We start from the raw sequence: 16,016 nt of genomic DNA, 5'->3' as shown, positions 1-16,016 counted from the left end.
CTAAGCGCCCTCTTCTAGTTTCTATATTGATTGGGATAACGCACCCTTGCACCTGCCCACAGCAGCTTTTGCCGTAATGCTTGATAGTAGGAATATTCTTCTCGCAGGACAATAAACTGAGCTTGACACTCTGACATCTGGATATCTACTCTCTGCCCAGGCAAAATTGATGTGGCAATTACGCCATCAGTCCATAGCTTTAAACTAAAGTCATCGGTAGACAGCGGCCAAATGCTTACGGTTAATTTGGGCGGAATCACGATCGCTCGACTTGATAAGCTCAAAGGACAAATCGGTGTAATCGCGATCGCGTGCATTCCTGAATGTACAATTGGCCCATTTGCCGCCACAGTATAAGAAGTTGAACCAGTGGGGGTCGCCACAATTAACCCATCGCCATGATATTGATCGACCACCTCACCATCAATTTCTAGTTCTAGCGCCGCCGTGACCATGCGATCAGGCGAAGCTGGCTTCACACACATCTCATTGAGACATAAAAAGGGTCCACAAGGCTGACCTAATCGAGTACCTAAGCCTTCATCAACAGTTACTACTTTTGCCTCCAGCATCATTCGTCGCTCGATCGCAAAGCGATCGGACAAAAGCCGTTGCCAGATCTCTACAGTATTTTCACATTCCTCAATCGAGTGTGTGAGAAATCCCAAATGTCCGCCGACATTAATCGCTAAAATCGGAACCTCAAGTCTTGCCAAATATCTAGCTGCGCCCAAAGTTGCGCCATCTCCACCTAAAACAATCGCAAGATCAATATCTTGGTGCATGGATTCGAGAAAGACAGGATAGGGATTATCAGTTGCGCCTGTTGGACCAATTAATACTTTGACCCCAAGTTCTTCTAACTCACAGCTACATCGCTCAGCCCACATTTTGCCAATTTGACTACCCGACTTATAGGCAATGATTGCTTTACTAATCTTCACAGGTTCCCCTCAAATTGGGATTATATGGTTGACCAACTTCGCTCTAAGTATTTTGAGCTAAAACCTGTAGCTCAGGATTTAGCTCAAAACACAAGTTTTAGCTTTTATATTTAATTGCACTTAGCTACTTAACCTAATTCTAAATCTCTATGTCAACTCTTTATTTATCGCTCGTTATAGCTGATGTCGCTTGTGGTAATCCTTTCTCCGCCAAGAATTAGTGAGGCGGCGCTTCGCGCCGCCTCACTAATTCTTGGATTTTGAAGAGCGGCACTTTGTGCCGCTCTTCTCTTCTTGAGATTTGATTTTGTCCATAAGAGATGGCGGAATATGTCTCTTTTATGATCAGTATTGTCGTAATTGTTATGAATATTTTTCAATTCATGAAAATTAATGATACAAAAAACAAATTTTTGAGCTAAGATTTGACACTAGGTAAAATTCTTGGTGTGAAGGGTAAGTCATGAGTCAGGCAGGATTTGGCGATTCATCATCACAAGAGAGCATTAGTCCATCAATGCCAGAGCCGCAAACCCCGCTTCAGAGTGTATCTCCAAATGTACTCGGTGAGCCAACAACTCTGTTCAACGCCTTGCCCAGACAAGTCTTAGAGCAAGAGCTACAATTTTGCAATGAGCGTAGTCAGCAAGCGCAAATTTTGTTGCGTCAGGCTCAAGAGCAACTGCAACTGTCGCAGCTAGTCATTCAAAGACAGGAAACCCTGACCCAAACCCTGCAATCACGTATCGACCAACTGGAACGTGAATTGCAAGATGTGCATACTAATTGTGATGAATTGCGCGATCGCCTCAAGCGTCAACAACATCACACCTCACAACTAAAAGCAGCCCTCGAACGCTGCCTCGACACCTCGACACCTGCACCTAATGACATGGCTCTTAATGACATGGCACTCTCAGCATTAGAGTCTTGGTCGATCGCCAAACTTGCCGATGAAAAGATTACTCCCGTTGAGGCGAACAATGATTCCCCAATGCAAAATGTGGTCAAAATCGTACCTGCACCTCAACCAATTGAGCTAGAGCCACCTCAAGAACTAAAGCCATTTGTTTCAGAATTACAATCGCCTGAAGTAGTTGAAGAACCTCTTCAGTTATCCATGCCTGCCAAAAATCAACCGATTTCGCCCTTGATTGTAAGACCACATAAAGCTTCGCAAGGTTCACCGATCGCCCCTAACTTACCACCGTTACAGGTTGTTGCGGAGTCCAACGAGCAATCTATGGTTAATTGGCGCATTGAGAAGCACCCAGAGCAACAGGCGATCGCTACGGGTAAAAATACGACCACCGACGAATTAGCTAATTCCCTAATTTCTTCAAGCTCTGCTGTAACCAACTCAACAATGGCTTCTACTGTTGCCACGCCCAAGTTTATGCAAGCTCTGTATGGTAATGCTAATAGTCCTGTGAATGATGGAAGTGAAGAAGATACTCAGCTAGCGATCGCTAATGCTAACCCTCGTAAAGCGGTGACTTCTCTTGCTGCTGTACAACTTCCTCAGTTTCCCCCTTTGCCACGCCGATGATTGGTTTCCTGCGTGGTGCGATCGCGACTTGTAAGGCATCGGATAGTTCTCGAAAAAATACGCCTTCCTATTGGCTCACCCTTGATGTTCAGGGTGTGGGTTACGATATCCAAATCACGGCTAGCGCTGCAAATAAATTGCCACTCGTAGGAGAAGAGACGCAAATATTTACGCATCTCATCGTCCGCGAAGATCAAATGACATTGTTTGGTTTTCCCACTCTTGCTGAGCGTGAGCTATTTCGCCAATTAATTAGCGTTTCAGGAATCGGCACTCAAGTTGGTTTGGCTCTATTAAACAGTTTAGGAATTCAAGATCTGGTTAAGGCGATCGTTTCAGGAAATACAAGAGTATTGAGTTTAACCCCAGGGGTCGGCACAAAAACGGCGGAAAGATTGGCTCTAGAATTAAAGACAAAACTTGCGGATTGGCGCTTAGCTCAGGTTGGGGCGATCAGTTCCGTTGGGAGTGTAGTTAGTGTGGCAGTGCAGGAAGAGGTCGAAATGACTTTGCTAGCTCTAGGCTATACACCCACAGAAATTAGTAATGCCCTCAATGCGATCGCCAGTTTACCGATTCTTGCCAAAACTCAAGATATCGAAGCATGGATTAAAGAAGCGATCGCTTGGTTATCTCGATAATTAAAAGGTTCTGATTTGCCCGCTTCGCGGGCAAATCAGATGATTAAATCACCATGCCAATACTCCAGTCATTTAGATTGATAAAGGGATATCTATCCATTTCCTTTGCTGGTGAGACTCTTGGGTTAAATCCATGAGCAACTGTGACCATGCACCTTCATAAAGACTCGGAGTCATTGGTTGACCTGATTGAATTGACTTAACCCAGCGATCGCATATAGCCAGCACAGGCGCAAGCCGACCATCAGTATAGGTTTTTGGAAGTTCATATTCGGGCGGAATCGGCAAGATTTCCATGTCGGTGCGATCAATTTTGCCTTGTCGCAAACTGAAGCCATGCACATAATCCGATTGATTGGAGCTACCCAATACAAGAGTTCCATTTTCACCATAAACCGTCAGCCAATGCCCACGGCCGCGATAGGTGACAGTACTCAGAGAAATATTACAGGGAGTTCCATCAGCAAGCTCTAAGAGAATATTACAGGTATCATCGGCATCGACAGGACGCATAACACCATCAGCATCTGGGCGTTCAGTAATACCTGTGCTGAGTTGACCAGAAAGACTTTTAATATCGCCAAATAACCAACGTACATAATCAAAGGCATGGGAACCGATCGCACCTAATGCACCACCACCAAAATCTTTTTGGCTATACCAATTCCATACCCTCTTTGGATCGGCGCGTCCTTGCACTAGCCAATCAATTTGAATTAGTCTTTTTTTACCCACATGATTCTGATCTAGTAGATGTTTGAAGTATCGCCATTGCGGAACACAACGAAATTCAAAATCGGTAGCAGTGATCACTTGACGTTCTTGAGCAAGACGATAAAGCGCGATCGCTTCTTGAAAATTCATGGTCACAGGCTTTTCTAGCAAAATATGCTTGCCCGCCTCGATCGCGGCTTTTGCCTGTTCATAATGAAAACTTGGCGGTGTGGAGATGGTGACAGCTTGGACTTGTTGCAGTGCAAGTAAATCTTCAAGGCGATCGCAAGCGTGAGGAATATTAAATTTATCAGCTATTTGCTGAGCTTTGAGGCGATCGCGATGGTACACCGCCACAACTTCTGTATCAGGATGAATCTGTAGAGCAGGAATATGGATAATCTGTCCAAATCCTGTTCCAATAATACCAACACCAATTTTTGACATATTTTTTATTGTTTGAATGATTTGAGTCGGACTTACCCCCTTTAATTCCCCCTTGCAAAGGGGGAAAACTAGAAATCTTATTCCCTCCCCTTTGCAAGGGGAGGGTTAGGGTGGGGTAAATTTTAAATAAGAAACCACTTTAGAAAGAGTGCTTTGCACTCTTTCTAAAACTCTATTCCTGCTTGAGCTTTGACACCTTGCTCTCTAAAAGGATGTTTGACAAGTTCCATTCTCGTTACTAAATCAGCAACTTCAATTAGTTCCGCAGGAGCACCACGACCAGTGAGAATCACATGGGAATCAGCAGGTTTCTCTTTTAAACCAGCAATCACGGTCTCAACATCGAGATAGCCTAATTTGAGAGCAATATTTACCTCGTCAAGGAGAACAAGCTTGTATTCAGGATTTTTAATGTAGCCTAGTCCCACTTCCCAAGCTTCTTTAGTTTTGGCAATATCGCGATCGCGGTCTTGAGTTTCCCATGTAAATCCTTCACCCAAAGCCTGAAAAACAAGTTGATCTTGCCACATTTCAAAAACTTTCTTTTCCGCAGGTTCCCATGCACCTTTGATAAATTGGACGATCGCAACTTTATATCCATGCCCTAGCGATCGCAATACCATCCCCAAAGCGGCTGTAGTTTTACCCTTGCCATCACCAGTGTTGATAATAATCAGCCCTTTTTCGAGTTTACGCTCTGCGACTCGCTGATGTTGTACCTCTTGGCGGCGTTGCATCTTGGTGCGATGTTGTTCGGCAGTAAGTTCAGTCATAAAGGATTCCTGTTGAGCGGCAGTCAAGCATTGAGTTGCTAAAACATTTTATCGCAACCGTCATAATGCTTAGAAAAAATTAAACCCAAAAAAGTTAGGGTCGGTTGCTTCGCAACCGACCCTAACTTTTTTGGGTTTTGTTGGTATATTTAGCCTTGACGCTACAACGGCTGAATATGTTTAAGAAAATCTTCTCCTATGGTTTGCTTGCGTTTGTACCGATATCGGTCATCGGTCACTTGCTAGGATGGAATTCGACGCTGGTGTTTGTGACCTCAGCGATCGCAATTTTGCCCCTAGCAGGTTGGCTTAGCACCGCAACTGAGGAAATCTCGGTAGTTTTAGGGCCTTCATGGGGCGGTTTGTTAAATGCGACTTTTGGTAATGCGACGGAGCTTATCATTGCGATCGTGGCTCTGAATGCAGGATTTACTAGCGTGGTTAAAGCTAGTATCACGGGTTCAATCATTGGAAACCTGTTGCTGGTGATGGGTTTGTCCATGTTTTTGGGTGGACTACGTTATAAAGAACAGGAATTTCAGCCAACCATGGCGAGATTAAATGCTTCCGTGATGAATTTAGCTGTAGTTGCAATTTTGTTGCCAACAGCCGCAAATTTTACAACTGCAGGAATCAGTGAAGAAATTTTGCAAAAGCTATCGATCTCGGTAGCGATCGTGCTGATCGTTGTTTATTGTTTAACGCTCCTCTTCTCAATGAAAACTCATGCCTATCTCTATGACGTGGGCAAATCAGAAGCAGATGATGTAGAGGAAGAAGAAGGGCATCCACAGGAAATCAATCTTAAATTATGGATTTCAGTTCTACTGGGAGTAACTTTGTTGGTTGCTTTGGAATCTGAGCTTTTAGTGGGAACTTTAGAAGAGGCGACAGCCCAACTCGGCTTAACAGAACTATTTACTGGGGTAATCGTCTTGCCAATTATCGGTAATGCTGCCGAACATACAACGGCGATTACGGTAGCGATGAAGAACAAAATGGAACTATCGGTATCGGTTGCTGTGGGTTCAAGTATGCAAATTGCACTATTTGTTGCACCGTTGCTTGTGATTATCGGTTGGTTTATGGGTCAACCTATGGATTTAAACTTTAATCCCTTTGAGTTAGTAGCGGTTGCGGTAGCAGTACTGATTGCTAACTCGATTAGTTCCGATGGGCGATCGAATTGGCTAGAAGGTTCTTTGCTAGTAGCAACTTATGCAATTTTAGGCTTTGCATTCTATTTTCAACCAGTCTAAAAAAAGCGGCGCATTGCGCCGCTTTTTTTTAATCGCTATACAATCTCCTAAAGCGTGGATCAAGTTTGGCGCTTTTCTCTCGATTACATTTAGCACAAAGAGTTTGGAGATTACTCAAGTCATTAGCTCCACCTTGAGCGAGGGGAATAATATGATCGACTTGTAAGCTTTTAGCCGTAAGGTCAATTTTGTGACATCTTTGACATTGATAATTATTCCGCTCAAAAGTTTTTTCCCTAACCTCAATTGGAATTTTAATACGTGGTGTTTTGTCAGCCATAATTTTGGATTTGGGCAATGATAATGTAGTCATCTACTATGTAGTTACTATCAAATCGTAAATTAAATAACTCTTTTTTGATAGGAGAGATATATTTTTGAAGAGGTAAATTTGCTTGAGCAAAGTTGCTGAAGCTAGTATTCATTTTATCTCTTGTGGGAGTTGAGTCAACACGTTTATACCAAATCAATTTCAAAGAGAATGATTTGACAAAACTTTGAATAATTTCTGATTCAATTTGTTTTGTTTTTTGCTTTTCATCGAAGAGAGAAAATAATTTACTTTCTTGAATAATCAAGACAACATAACCATCCTTAGCCAGATGCTTTTGAAAAATATCTGCATAGATTTGTGTAGAAGTTGCTCGACGGTCATACTCCCAGAAGAAACAGTGAGAAACAACGATAAAATCAAAAAATTCTATAGGTAAATTATCAATTTTTTGTTTATAGTAATCGAATAAGTTAGAACTGTCTAATCTCCAAAAAGTATTACTAGATGGATGATTATCAAAAGTATATTCTTGCCAAAATTCTAAACCCGTTTTTAAGAATAAATCTTGTTGTTCCAATGCATGGTAGTTAATATGTATCGAAGTTTCTAAGCCATTCTTATGAAGACGTTCAATTAAGCCTGCCAGCCCATACAGCATCGTTCCATGTCCTGCGGCAACATCTAAAATCTTTAAGTTGTTTTTTAGTTTGCCAGAGCGATAAATTAAAAACCATGCCAGATAGCTACAGTAAGTATTGTCTAGGAAATACTCTAATAAATATACATATTCAATTAAAGGATAACTGTAATCAGGATCTTTACCTGATTTAACTTTTTTAAGTTCTTGATAGGCTGATCGAATTTCATCTGGATGATAGTGACTAAGATTCTTATTTATATAATTTGCTAGCTTAGATTCCAACTCATCAAAAACTTCATTGTCAATTCCTGTGAATTGTAAAAATTCAGTATCTCCAGATTCAAATCTAAATTTTGTCTCGTGACAAATAAATCTAACAATCTCAGAATCAACTTCAATTGTGTCATTTGCTAACTTTGTCGTAACAGGTAGAGCAACTAAACTTTGACTCTCATGGATTTCTGATACTCGCTTGCGTAAGCCTAGCGTCTCTTTTTTATAAATATCTAAACTAGAAATTAGTCTTTGATTTTCTAGATATAGAGATTCTAGAATAGAAAGATTAGCATCAGATTTTTGGATTTCCTGAAATACTTGTTCGGCAAGTTTAAACTTTTCCCCCTTTAAAGCAGATGAAAACTGGTAAGAACGCCACCAATTTTTAAACCAATTAATCATTAATCATACCCAAACCCGTTTTTTCCTTCCCTTATATCCATATTAGGCGAAAAGTTAACCAAATCCAACAATTCTTGCTTAAATATCTCATATTGTTCTGCTTCATTGTCATACCACCAAGCATATTTAGATTGCAAAGCGATCGCTTCTTCACGGGTACTAGCGACTAATGACTTCTTTTGGTTAGCATGAAAAGGCTGAATGACAATTCTTTCAGCGATCGCTAACTTTTGTAAAAAGGCTTTCTTATCTTCAGGTAACGTGGGTAAAAGAGGAGTAATTGTAACTGAATATTTGGCACTAGATAGACTATGTTGAAGCTTACCAAGAGCTTGTAATCTGGCAGTAATACTCGGTGACTTTGGTTCAAAGTCTTTTCTTACTGACTCGCTACCTGTAGGAATACTAATATTAATTCGTAGGTATTGCAGCTTTTGCAAAATATCAATGTCTCGCACTATCATCGGACTACGAGTCTGAATCACCAGTATCGGCTGAAATTCGGTCATCACCTCTAAGAGTTGCCTCGTCAGTTTTTGCTTTGACTCGATCGCTTGATATGGGTCAGTAACGCTACTCATATAAATACGTGGCGGAGTATCTGAGTGTTTTCTTTTCCACCGAGCTAACTCTAATTCCAATAATTCAACAGCATTTTGTTTGATGATTACCCAGTCACCCCATTCCTTCCTAAGCTTTTGATTTGGGCTAAAGGCTGCTGCATAGCAATAACTACAGCCATATTGACAGCCTTGATAGGGGTTTAGAGTAAAGTCGTAAGCATTGATAAATCCGCTTGCCTTGGTGAGCAAAGATTTCGCATCTTTAGTGTAAATTGCAGCTTTTCCGAACAGCATAGTTGTCTATCACATTAGTTTAGATAGCCAGTAATTGAGAAGTCTGTCCCAATTCGTTGAAATTGCGATCGCGAAAGATTTGGAGCATCAGTCATCATCATTAATCCTAAATCATCAATGCTCAATAGGTGTTTCGGGGAGGTGTTTCAGCTTAAATGACTGAAATGCTTGATGTGTAGTAGTTTTAGCCTCGGAGGTCTTTGATGTCTGAAATACCCATCACTAAAAGCATTGAGCCATTTACTATGTTTGCTCCCCTGAAATATGTATTGAGACTCAATTTTTTGGGTTTTAGCTATAGCTAGAAAAACTTGCTATAATTAAAAATTGTGATTATTTTAAGAGCGTAAGTTTTGATAGAACGCTATACGTTACCCGAAATGGGGCGATTATGGACGGATCGCCATAAATACCAAACTTGGTTGCAAGTTGAGATCGCCGTTTGCGAGGCTCAGGCAGAATTAGGCTATATTCCTGCCGATGCTGTCGAAGAAATTAAGGCGAAGGCTAACTTTGAGGCTGATCGCGTTAATGAAATTGAGTTAACGGTCAAGCACGACATGATCGCGTTTTTGACCAACGTAAATGAATATGTAGGTGATGCAGGACGCTATATTCACCTCGGTCTAACTAGCTCTGATGTGCTAGATACGGCTCTTGCCGTGCAATTAGTCGATAGCTTAGAAATTATCCAAGCCCAGTTAGAAGAAGCCATCCAAGCGATTCGCTACCAAGCCCAACAACATCGTTACACGATTATGTCGGGGCGCACGCATGGTATCCATGCCGAGCCAATTACCTTTGGCTTTAAGTTGGCTGGCTGGTTAGCAGAAATGTTGCGCCATCGCGATCGCCTATTGAACTTAAGCAAAACGATAGCTGTCGGTAAAATTTCGGGTGCTGTTGGTACGTATGCCAATGTCGATCCACGCATTGAAGCGATCGCCTGTCAAAAGCTAGGACTACAGCCCGACTGTGCGTCAACACAGGTAATTTCTCGCGATCGCCATGCCGAGTTCTCGCAAGTACTAGCCCTAATCGGTGCATCGATTGAACGCTTTGCAGTAGAAATTCGTAACTTGCAGCGTACCGATGTCCTCGAAGTCGAAGAGCATTTCACCAAAGGACAAAAAGGCTCGTCAGCAATGCCTCACAAGCGCAATCCGATCCGTTCCGAGCGTTTAACGGGTATGGCGCGGTTGTTACGTGGCTATGCGACAACCGCTCTGGAAAACGTGGCGCTATGGCATGAACGCGATATTTCCCACAGTGCAGCAGAACGGGTGTTACTACCTGATAGCTGCATCCTCACTCACTTCATGCTCCGAGAAATCACAGACTTAACCAAAAATCTTTTAGTGCATACCCACAACATGGAGCGCAATCTCTATTGTTATGGTGGTGTGGTCTTCAGTCAGCAGGTATTGCTCACATTGGTTACTAAGGGATTGAGTCGTGAAGATAGCTACGCGATCGTTCAGAAAGCTGCTCACCTCGCTTGGAATAAAACCGACGGTGATTTCCGCAAGTTGATTAGCGAAGATGAAACCGTGCAGAAAACCCTCTCTGAAGAAGAGTTAGCTGCTTGCTTCGATCCTAATAAGCATCTCAAAAATCTTGACCAAATCTATCAACGTTTGGGTATTTAAAAGAAAGGCGGCGCGATGCGCCGCCTTTCTTTTACGAAAAAGTTTGGGTGTTTATTAAGGAAAGTGACGCGAAGCGCTGCCTTTCTTTTACAAAAGCGTTTGGGTATTTATCTAAGAAAAGTATCGCATCGTGCTGCTTTTCTTTTTGGAATTAGTGTTAGTGATTCTGGTATAATACATAACTGAAAAATAAATGTTTTACTCAATGTTTTTAACGCGAATTCATTAAGAAAAGTCAAGAAACATCAATGCAACTCACACATCGTCCTCGCCGTCTCCGCCGTAATCCTTCTGTCCGTAGCCTCGTTAGAGAAAACCATCTATCAACAGATGACTTTATCTATCCTATGTTCGTGATGGAAGGAGAGAATAATCGTGTTGAAATTCCCTCCATGCCCGAAGCCTATCGCTTTACCCTCGATCTATTGGTTAAAGAAGTAGAAGAGATTTATGCCTTAGGAATTAAGGCGATCGCCCTTTTCCCTGCTGTGCCTGAAGAGAAAAAAGATCTCACTGGTAGCGAAAGTTTTAATCCTGAAGGACTAGCACAGCGTGCAGTTCGCGCCATTAAGGCAGTAGTTCCCGATATCATTATTTTTACCGATGTTGCCCTCGATCCTTTCACTACCCATGGACATGATGGCATCATTGATGATAATGGTGTAATTCTGAATGATGAGACCGTTGAAGTTCTAGTCAAAATGTCTGTTTCCCAAGCTGCCGCTGGAACTGATTTTGTTTCTCCTTCCGATATGATGGATGGTCGGATTGGAGCAATTCGACAAGGGCTAGATGAAGCTGGATTTGAAAATGTTGGCATTCTCGCCTATTCGGCAAAATATGCCTCTGCTTACTATGGACCTTTCCGTGATGCATTGGGTTCTGCACCTAAATCTGGTGATAAAAAGACCTATCAAATGGACCCTGCCAATTCTCGCGAAGCCATTAAGGAAGTCTATCTCGATATTGCTGAAGGTGCAGATATTGTGATGGTCAAGCCTGCGCTCGCCTATTTAGATATCATTGCCAAGGTAAAAGATGCAACCAATGTACCTGTAGCTGCCTATAACGTCAGTGGTGAGTATGCAATGGTCAAGGCGGCGGCGCAACTCGGATGGATTGATGAGAAGAAGGTAATGTTTGAAACTCTGTTAAGCATGAAGCGTGCTGGTGCAGATATTATCTTGTCCTACCATGCCAAGTCGGTTGCGCAGTTGCTTGCTTCGGGTTATCGTCCCTAATCGTATCTGTCAATCAATCATGAATGCAAAAGAACTTCTCGAAAGTTACGCTTTGGGCGATCGCGACTTTAGTAAGCGATCGCTCATCGGATTGATTTTGACTGGAGCAAATTTGTCTGGAGCAAATTTTATTGAATCAGATCTTGAGGAAATAACTCTTGATATTGCCAATTTAGAAGATGTGGAACTAAATCTGGCGAATTTAGTAAGAGCAAATTTGAGTGGTTCTATTTTGATTCAAGCAAATCTCAATGGCACTATTCTTGAACAAGCATCATTAATTGGTGCAAATCTCTCCGAAGCATTTTTAATTGAAGCCGATCTCAGTGATGCGGTCTTAGTAGAAACTAATTTTAGTAATGCGTTTTTAACTAGTGCCAACCTTACGCGATCGCGCCTATGTCGGGCAAATTTATCAAACGCATTTTTGACGGGAGCTTATCTGAATGGGGCAGACTTGCGTGGGGCAAATCTCACCGAAGCAGATTTAACAAGGGCAAATTTAACGGGTGCAAATCTTGCTGGAGCCGATCTTAGCCGTGCTAATCTGACCAATGCCAAGCTAAATTGGGCAAATCTGGCTAATGCCAAGTTAATCGGTGCAGATTTGACAGGAACCTATCTATCGACGCTTAAGAGTATTGAAGGTACGGATTTTACGGATGCGCGTAATGCACCTAACTCGGTTGAGCTTGTTAATATGCTTGTTAATATGGAAGAGTTAAAACCAGAAGAATAAAATTTTTATGGTCAAGCGTTGTCCGCCTAACTATAAAAATTAATTAACGTAAATCAGAAAGCTTATGCCTTTGTTTCGTTCACTCACCAAACTGACAAATCTTGCTCTAGTAATGGCGATCGCAGGGGCGATCGCTATGCCGATTTCCGAAAGTGTCTATGCCCAAGCCAAAAAAGATGCAACCGAATGGATTAGGCAAGGGCGGCAACTGTGGCAAAACAATAATATTTCAGGGGCGATCGCTGCTTATCAACAGGCTGCGAATTTGGAGCCGAAAAACTCGCGCATTTTTACTAGCCTTGGTTTTTTACTAACCCAACAGAATAACTATTCTGGGGCGATCGCCGCTCTAGATAAAGCCACCAAACTAGATGCCAATAATGCCAAAGCATTTAATGCATTAGGTTTTGTCTATGTCCGCATTAAAGACTATCCCAGCGCGTTAACCGCCTATCGCCGCGTAATCGCCTTGGATCGCAAAAATATTGATGCTTACAACAGTGTTGGCTTTTTGTTGACTGAACAAAAACAATATGCCGAAGCCGCCAAGATTTATCGTCAAGCGATCGCGGTTGCGCCCAGAGAAGCTAAGAGCTATCTGAATTTGGGCTATGTCTTGAAACTCTCAGGAGATAGCAAGGGTGCATTTGCTGCCTATAACCAAGCTGATAAGATGGCTCCTTTTGACGCTGATGTACTGGTGGCGATCGGTAGTTTATTTGCTGAGCAAAATCAATATGAAGAGGCGATCAGTAAGTACAAAAGAGCCTTAGAAGTCAATCCTCGACATCCCCAAGCCAATCTTGCTATTGCGAAGGTCTTCCAAAGTGAGGGCAATTATGCTGAAGCGATCACCTCCTTGCGCCGTGCGGCTGGAGCAAGAAATATTCCTACTAATAATTTGATCGAGATTCAAAAGGCGATCGCTGATCTTTATATTCAGCAAGGTTCTCTATCGGGTGCGATCGTCGCCTATCGTCAAATTCTTGAGGCTGAGCCAGAGGATGCAGCAACTTATCTAGCTTTAGGTAAGTTATTAGCGACTCAACAACGGGCGATCGAAGCTCGCAAAATGTTAGAAAGTGCTGAGCGTTTCTTTAATCAACAGGGCAATATTGATGGTTTAAATCAAGCTCGTAAAGCCCTAGCAGACCTCAAATAACAAAAAGAGGCTGTTGTACAGCCTCTTTTTGTTAAGCACCTTCGCGCAGTTTATCCAAAATCGAACGATCTTCTAGAGTGGAAGTATCGCTGGTGATTTCTTGACCAGAGGCAAGCGATCGCAAGAGGCGACGCATAATTTTCCCCGATCGCGTTTTAGGCAAGGCTTCCGCAAACCGAATCTCATTCGGACGGGCGATCGCCCCAATTTCACCAACAACGTGTTTTTTGAGTTCCTTAGCAAGTTCTTCACTAGGTTGGCGATCGCCTTCCAGAATCACAAAGGCAAAGATATCCTCACCTTTTAACTCATCAGGCTTACCAACCACAGCAGCTTCAGCAACCGCAGGGTGGGAAACTAATGCCGATTCGATTTCCATGGTTCCTAAACGGTGACCTGCAACATTAATTACATCATCGACTCGACCCATTACCCAATAGTAACCATCTTCATCCTTACGAGCGCCATCACCTGCAAAATAGACATAGTTGCCATCCTTGGGGGGGATATGCTCCCAATAACTATTACGAAAACGCTCTGGGTCACCGTAAACCGTTCGCATCATTCCTGGCCAAGGATGACGCACGATTAGATAGCCACCTTCGTTCTCATGGGCAGGATTACCTTCAAGATCGACAATATCAGGAATAATTCCTGGAAATGGAAGTGTGGCGGAACCTGGTTTTGTGGGAACAGCTCCAGGAAGCGCTGTAATCATGATTCCACCTGTTTCCGTTTGCCACCATGTATCCACAATCGGACAACGACTGCCACCAATCACGCGGTGATACCACATCCAAGCTTCAGGATTAATTGGTTCACCGACGGTTCCCAATAAGCGCAGTGAGGTCAAATCACGAGTATTAGGATGATGTTCACCCATTTTGATAAAGGCGCGAATGGCTGTGGGTGCGGTATAGAACACACTCACCTGATACTTCTCAATTACATCCCAAAAACAACCGAGATTAGAAGCTCTAGGTGCTCCTTCATACATCAGTGTGGTTGCACCATTGGATAATGGTCCATAGACAATGTAGCTATGTCCTGTAATCCAGCCCACATCGGCTGTACACCAATACACATCGGTATCTTTGAGATCAAAAATCCATTTGGTGGTCATGTGGCTATAAAGATTGTAGCCAGCCGTAGTATGCACGACTCCTTTTGGTTTACCAGTACTGCCAGAAGTATAGAGAACGAATAGCATATCTTCACTATCCATTGGCTCTGCATCACATTTAGCGGAAACGCCCTGCTGTAAGTCATGCCACCAATGATCGCGCCCTGCGGTCATATGCGTATTTTGACCTGTCCGTTTCACAACCAAGACATCGGTAACGGAAGGTGCGGCTCCATTGGCGATCGCCTTATCTACTTGCTCTTTTAATGGCACGATCGCATCTTTGCGCCAACCACCATCAGCAGTGATGACAAGTTTTGCTTCGGCATCAACAAGGCGATCGCGTAAAGCTTCGGCGCTAAAACCACCAAATACGACACCATGTACTGCGCCGATTCTGGCACAGGCTAGCATCGCGATCGCTGCTTCGGGAATCATTGGCATATAAATACCAACGCGATCGCCTTTTTGGACTCCTAATTGTTTGAGGGCATTGGCAAACTGACAAACTTCACGATGTAATTGGCTATAGGTCAACGTGCGCGAGTCGCCATTTTCACCTTCCCAAATTAGAGCCGCTTTGTTTTTGCGCCAAGTGGTCAAGTGGCGATCGAGACAGTTATAGGAAATATTAATTTTGCCTCCGTCAAACCATTTCACCGATGGCGGTTGCCAGTCGAGAACGGTGTGCCATTTCTCAAACCAATGTAGTTCTTGATCGGCTAGCTCAGCCCAGAAGGCAGCAGGATCAGCTTTAGCGCGATCGTAAATTTGGTGATATTCCGCAAGACTTTTGATATGGGCTGCCTGAGAGAACTGTGCTGATGGTTCAAACAAGCGTTTTTCTTGTAAAACTGATTCAATCGTTGGTTGTGACATAAATTAATGTTATGGGGAGTGATAATGCGCGGCGCAAAGTGCTGCACATCATTCATCCTTTCAGAATACTGTTGATAGTTATGCCCCTAGTGTAAATTATCGAGAATCTATAATTTAGAAATAGTAAAATTCCGCAATGATTAGCAATATCTGAGACTATTACGGGGTTATTCCTAGATATAGTCACACTTCAAGATTTGCTGATAGATAGAAATGTTATCAATAATTAATAGCCACTATCAGCAACACAGATACCCTGACATTTAATACCATTAGTAGCTGTACGCAGACAGTGATTGCAGAGAATGGGTTCTTGTTTAGTCTCAGCCCACATTCCGCTCGTAATGGAATGAGAAAAACAATTACGAAACAGGTGCAGGGAGCAAATAATAGCGTTGGCAGGTGGGAGAAAAAAACTTTAAAATATGAAGCCGAAGAGGAGACAAA

Annotated in this window: 14 protein-coding genes; 7 read left to right on the top strand and 7 right to left on the bottom strand. The window is 42.7% G+C overall.

Annotated elements, in window-relative coordinates:
• Positions 1-14: 14 nt before the first annotated feature.
• Positions 15-944, bottom strand: a complete 930-nt coding sequence (locus tag B9G53_RS10795; RefSeq protein WP_094532028.1) for an NAD(+) kinase — start codon at positions 942-944, stop codon at positions 15-17.
• Between the two features lie 463 nt (positions 945-1,407).
• Here B9G53_RS10795 and B9G53_RS10790 point away from each other — a divergent pair, with 463 nt between their 5' ends.
• Both B9G53_RS10790 and ruvA read left to right on the top strand, forming a co-directional pair.
• A complete protein-coding gene (locus B9G53_RS10790; RefSeq protein ID WP_094532026.1) occupies positions 1,408-2,493 on the top strand; it encodes a hypothetical protein in 1,086 nt (361 codons plus the stop codon).
• Positions 2,490-3,134, top strand: coding sequence for a Holliday junction branch migration protein RuvA (gene ruvA, locus B9G53_RS10785; RefSeq protein ID WP_094532024.1), 645 nt, complete (start codon positions 2,490-2,492; stop codon positions 3,132-3,134). The genes B9G53_RS10790 and ruvA overlap by 4 nt, the downstream gene beginning before the upstream one ends.
• Before the next feature lie 72 nt (positions 3,135-3,206).
• Here the strand turns inward: ruvA and B9G53_RS10780 are convergent, their stop codons facing one another.
• Positions 3,207-4,295 carry a Gfo/Idh/MocA family protein gene (locus tag B9G53_RS10780; protein WP_094532022.1) on the bottom strand — a complete coding sequence of 363 codons (1,089 nt, stop codon included), beginning with the start codon at positions 4,293-4,295 and terminating at the stop codon, positions 3,207-3,209.
• A gap of 164 nt (positions 4,296-4,459) precedes the next feature.
• A complete protein-coding gene (gene cobO / locus B9G53_RS10775; protein WP_094532019.1) occupies positions 4,460-5,068 on the bottom strand; it encodes a cob(I)yrinic acid a,c-diamide adenosyltransferase in 609 nt (202 codons plus the stop codon).
• A gap of 176 nt (positions 5,069-5,244) precedes the next feature.
• On the opposite strand from cobO, the gene cax reads away from it, so the two are divergent.
• A complete protein-coding gene (gene cax, locus B9G53_RS10770; RefSeq protein ID WP_094532017.1) occupies positions 5,245-6,327 on the top strand; it encodes a calcium/proton exchanger in 1,083 nt (360 codons plus the stop codon).
• 28 nt (positions 6,328-6,355) lie between these two features.
• On the opposite strand, the gene B9G53_RS10765 is transcribed toward cax, so the two are convergent.
• From B9G53_RS10765 to B9G53_RS10755, 3 genes are read right to left on the bottom strand one after another with little or no spacing between them, the layout of a single operon-like run.
• Positions 6,356-6,607: an HNH endonuclease gene (locus B9G53_RS10765; protein WP_094532015.1), complete on the bottom strand. Its 252-nt coding sequence runs from the start codon at positions 6,605-6,607 to the stop codon at positions 6,356-6,358.
• Positions 6,600-7,919 carry a hypothetical protein gene (locus B9G53_RS10760; RefSeq protein ID WP_094532013.1) on the bottom strand — a complete coding sequence of 440 codons (1,320 nt, stop codon included), beginning with the start codon at positions 7,917-7,919 and terminating at the stop codon, positions 6,600-6,602. The genes B9G53_RS10765 and B9G53_RS10760 overlap by 8 nt, the downstream gene beginning before the upstream one ends.
• Positions 7,919-8,776 (bottom strand): radical SAM protein, encoded by an 858-nt coding sequence (locus B9G53_RS10755; protein ID WP_094532011.1) that lies wholly within the window; start codon positions 8,774-8,776, stop codon positions 7,919-7,921. Before B9G53_RS10755 ends, B9G53_RS10760 begins: the two co-directional genes overlap by 1 nt.
• Before the next feature lie 353 nt (positions 8,777-9,129).
• Here B9G53_RS10755 and purB point away from each other — a divergent pair, with 353 nt between their 5' ends.
• The 4 genes from purB (at position 9,130) to B9G53_RS10735 (ending at position 13,567) form a co-directional block, all read left to right on the top strand.
• A complete protein-coding gene (gene purB / locus B9G53_RS10750; protein WP_094532009.1) occupies positions 9,130-10,425 on the top strand; it encodes an adenylosuccinate lyase in 1,296 nt (431 codons plus the stop codon).
• A gap of 248 nt (positions 10,426-10,673) precedes the next feature.
• Entirely contained in the window at positions 10,674-11,666 is a 993-nt protein-coding gene (hemB, locus tag B9G53_RS10745) for a porphobilinogen synthase (RefSeq protein WP_094532007.1), read from the top strand.
• A 19-nt stretch (positions 11,667-11,685) separates the two neighbouring features.
• On the top strand, positions 11,686-12,405 hold the full coding sequence (locus B9G53_RS10740; RefSeq protein WP_094532005.1) for a pentapeptide repeat-containing protein: 720 nt from the start codon (positions 11,686-11,688) through the stop codon (positions 12,403-12,405).
• Between the two features lie 64 nt (positions 12,406-12,469).
• On the top strand, positions 12,470-13,567 hold the full coding sequence (locus B9G53_RS10735) for a lipopolysaccharide assembly protein LapB (protein ID WP_094532003.1): 1,098 nt from the start codon (positions 12,470-12,472) through the stop codon (positions 13,565-13,567).
• Positions 13,568-13,598: 31 nt separating this feature from the next.
• Here B9G53_RS10735 and acs read toward each other — a convergent pair whose 3' ends face one another.
• The gene (acs, locus tag B9G53_RS10730; protein ID WP_094532001.1) at positions 13,599-15,569 is read right to left on the bottom strand and encodes an acetate--CoA ligase; all 1,971 of its coding nucleotides are present in this window, start codon (positions 15,567-15,569) and stop codon (positions 13,599-13,601) included.
• Positions 15,570-16,016: the final 447 nt, after the last annotated feature.

This window comes from Pseudanabaena sp. SR411, assembly GCF_002251945.1.
Classification (GTDB): domain Bacteria; phylum Cyanobacteriota; class Cyanobacteriia; order Pseudanabaenales; family Pseudanabaenaceae; genus Pseudanabaena.
The sequence above is the reverse complement of the archived record's forward strand: the minus strand, read 5'-3'. Positions and strand labels throughout refer to the sequence as shown.

Bases quoted from the DNA above. Each gene is read 5' to 3' on its own strand.
- B9G53_RS10790 (WP_094532026.1), top strand. From the start codon at position 1,408: ATGAGTCAGGCAGGATTTGGCGATTCATCATCACAAGAGAGCATTAGT.
- ruvA (WP_094532024.1), top strand. From the start codon at position 2,490: ATGATTGGTTTCCTGCGTGGTGCGATCGCGACTTGTAAGGCATCGGAT.
- B9G53_RS10780 (WP_094532022.1), bottom strand. From the start codon at position 4,295: ATGTCAAAAATTGGTGTTGGTATTATTGGAACAGGATTTGGACAGATT.
- cobO (WP_094532019.1), bottom strand. From the start codon at position 5,068: ATGACTGAACTTACTGCCGAACAACATCGCACCAAGATGCAACGCCGC.
- cax (WP_094532017.1), top strand. From the start codon at position 5,245: ATGTTTAAGAAAATCTTCTCCTATGGTTTGCTTGCGTTTGTACCGATA.
- B9G53_RS10765 (WP_094532015.1), bottom strand. From the start codon at position 6,607: ATGGCTGACAAAACACCACGTATTAAAATTCCAATTGAGGTTAGGGAA.
- B9G53_RS10760 (WP_094532013.1), bottom strand. From the start codon at position 7,919: ATGATTAATTGGTTTAAAAATTGGTGGCGTTCTTACCAGTTTTCATCT.
- B9G53_RS10755 (WP_094532011.1), bottom strand. From the start codon at position 8,776: ATGCTGTTCGGAAAAGCTGCAATTTACACTAAAGATGCGAAATCTTTG.
- hemB (WP_094532007.1), top strand. From the start codon at position 10,674: ATGCAACTCACACATCGTCCTCGCCGTCTCCGCCGTAATCCTTCTGTC.
- B9G53_RS10740 (WP_094532005.1), top strand. From the start codon at position 11,686: ATGAATGCAAAAGAACTTCTCGAAAGTTACGCTTTGGGCGATCGCGAC.
- B9G53_RS10735 (WP_094532003.1), top strand. From the start codon at position 12,470: ATGCCTTTGTTTCGTTCACTCACCAAACTGACAAATCTTGCTCTAGTA.
- acs (WP_094532001.1), bottom strand. From the start codon at position 15,569: ATGTCACAACCAACGATTGAATCAGTTTTACAAGAAAAACGCTTGTTT.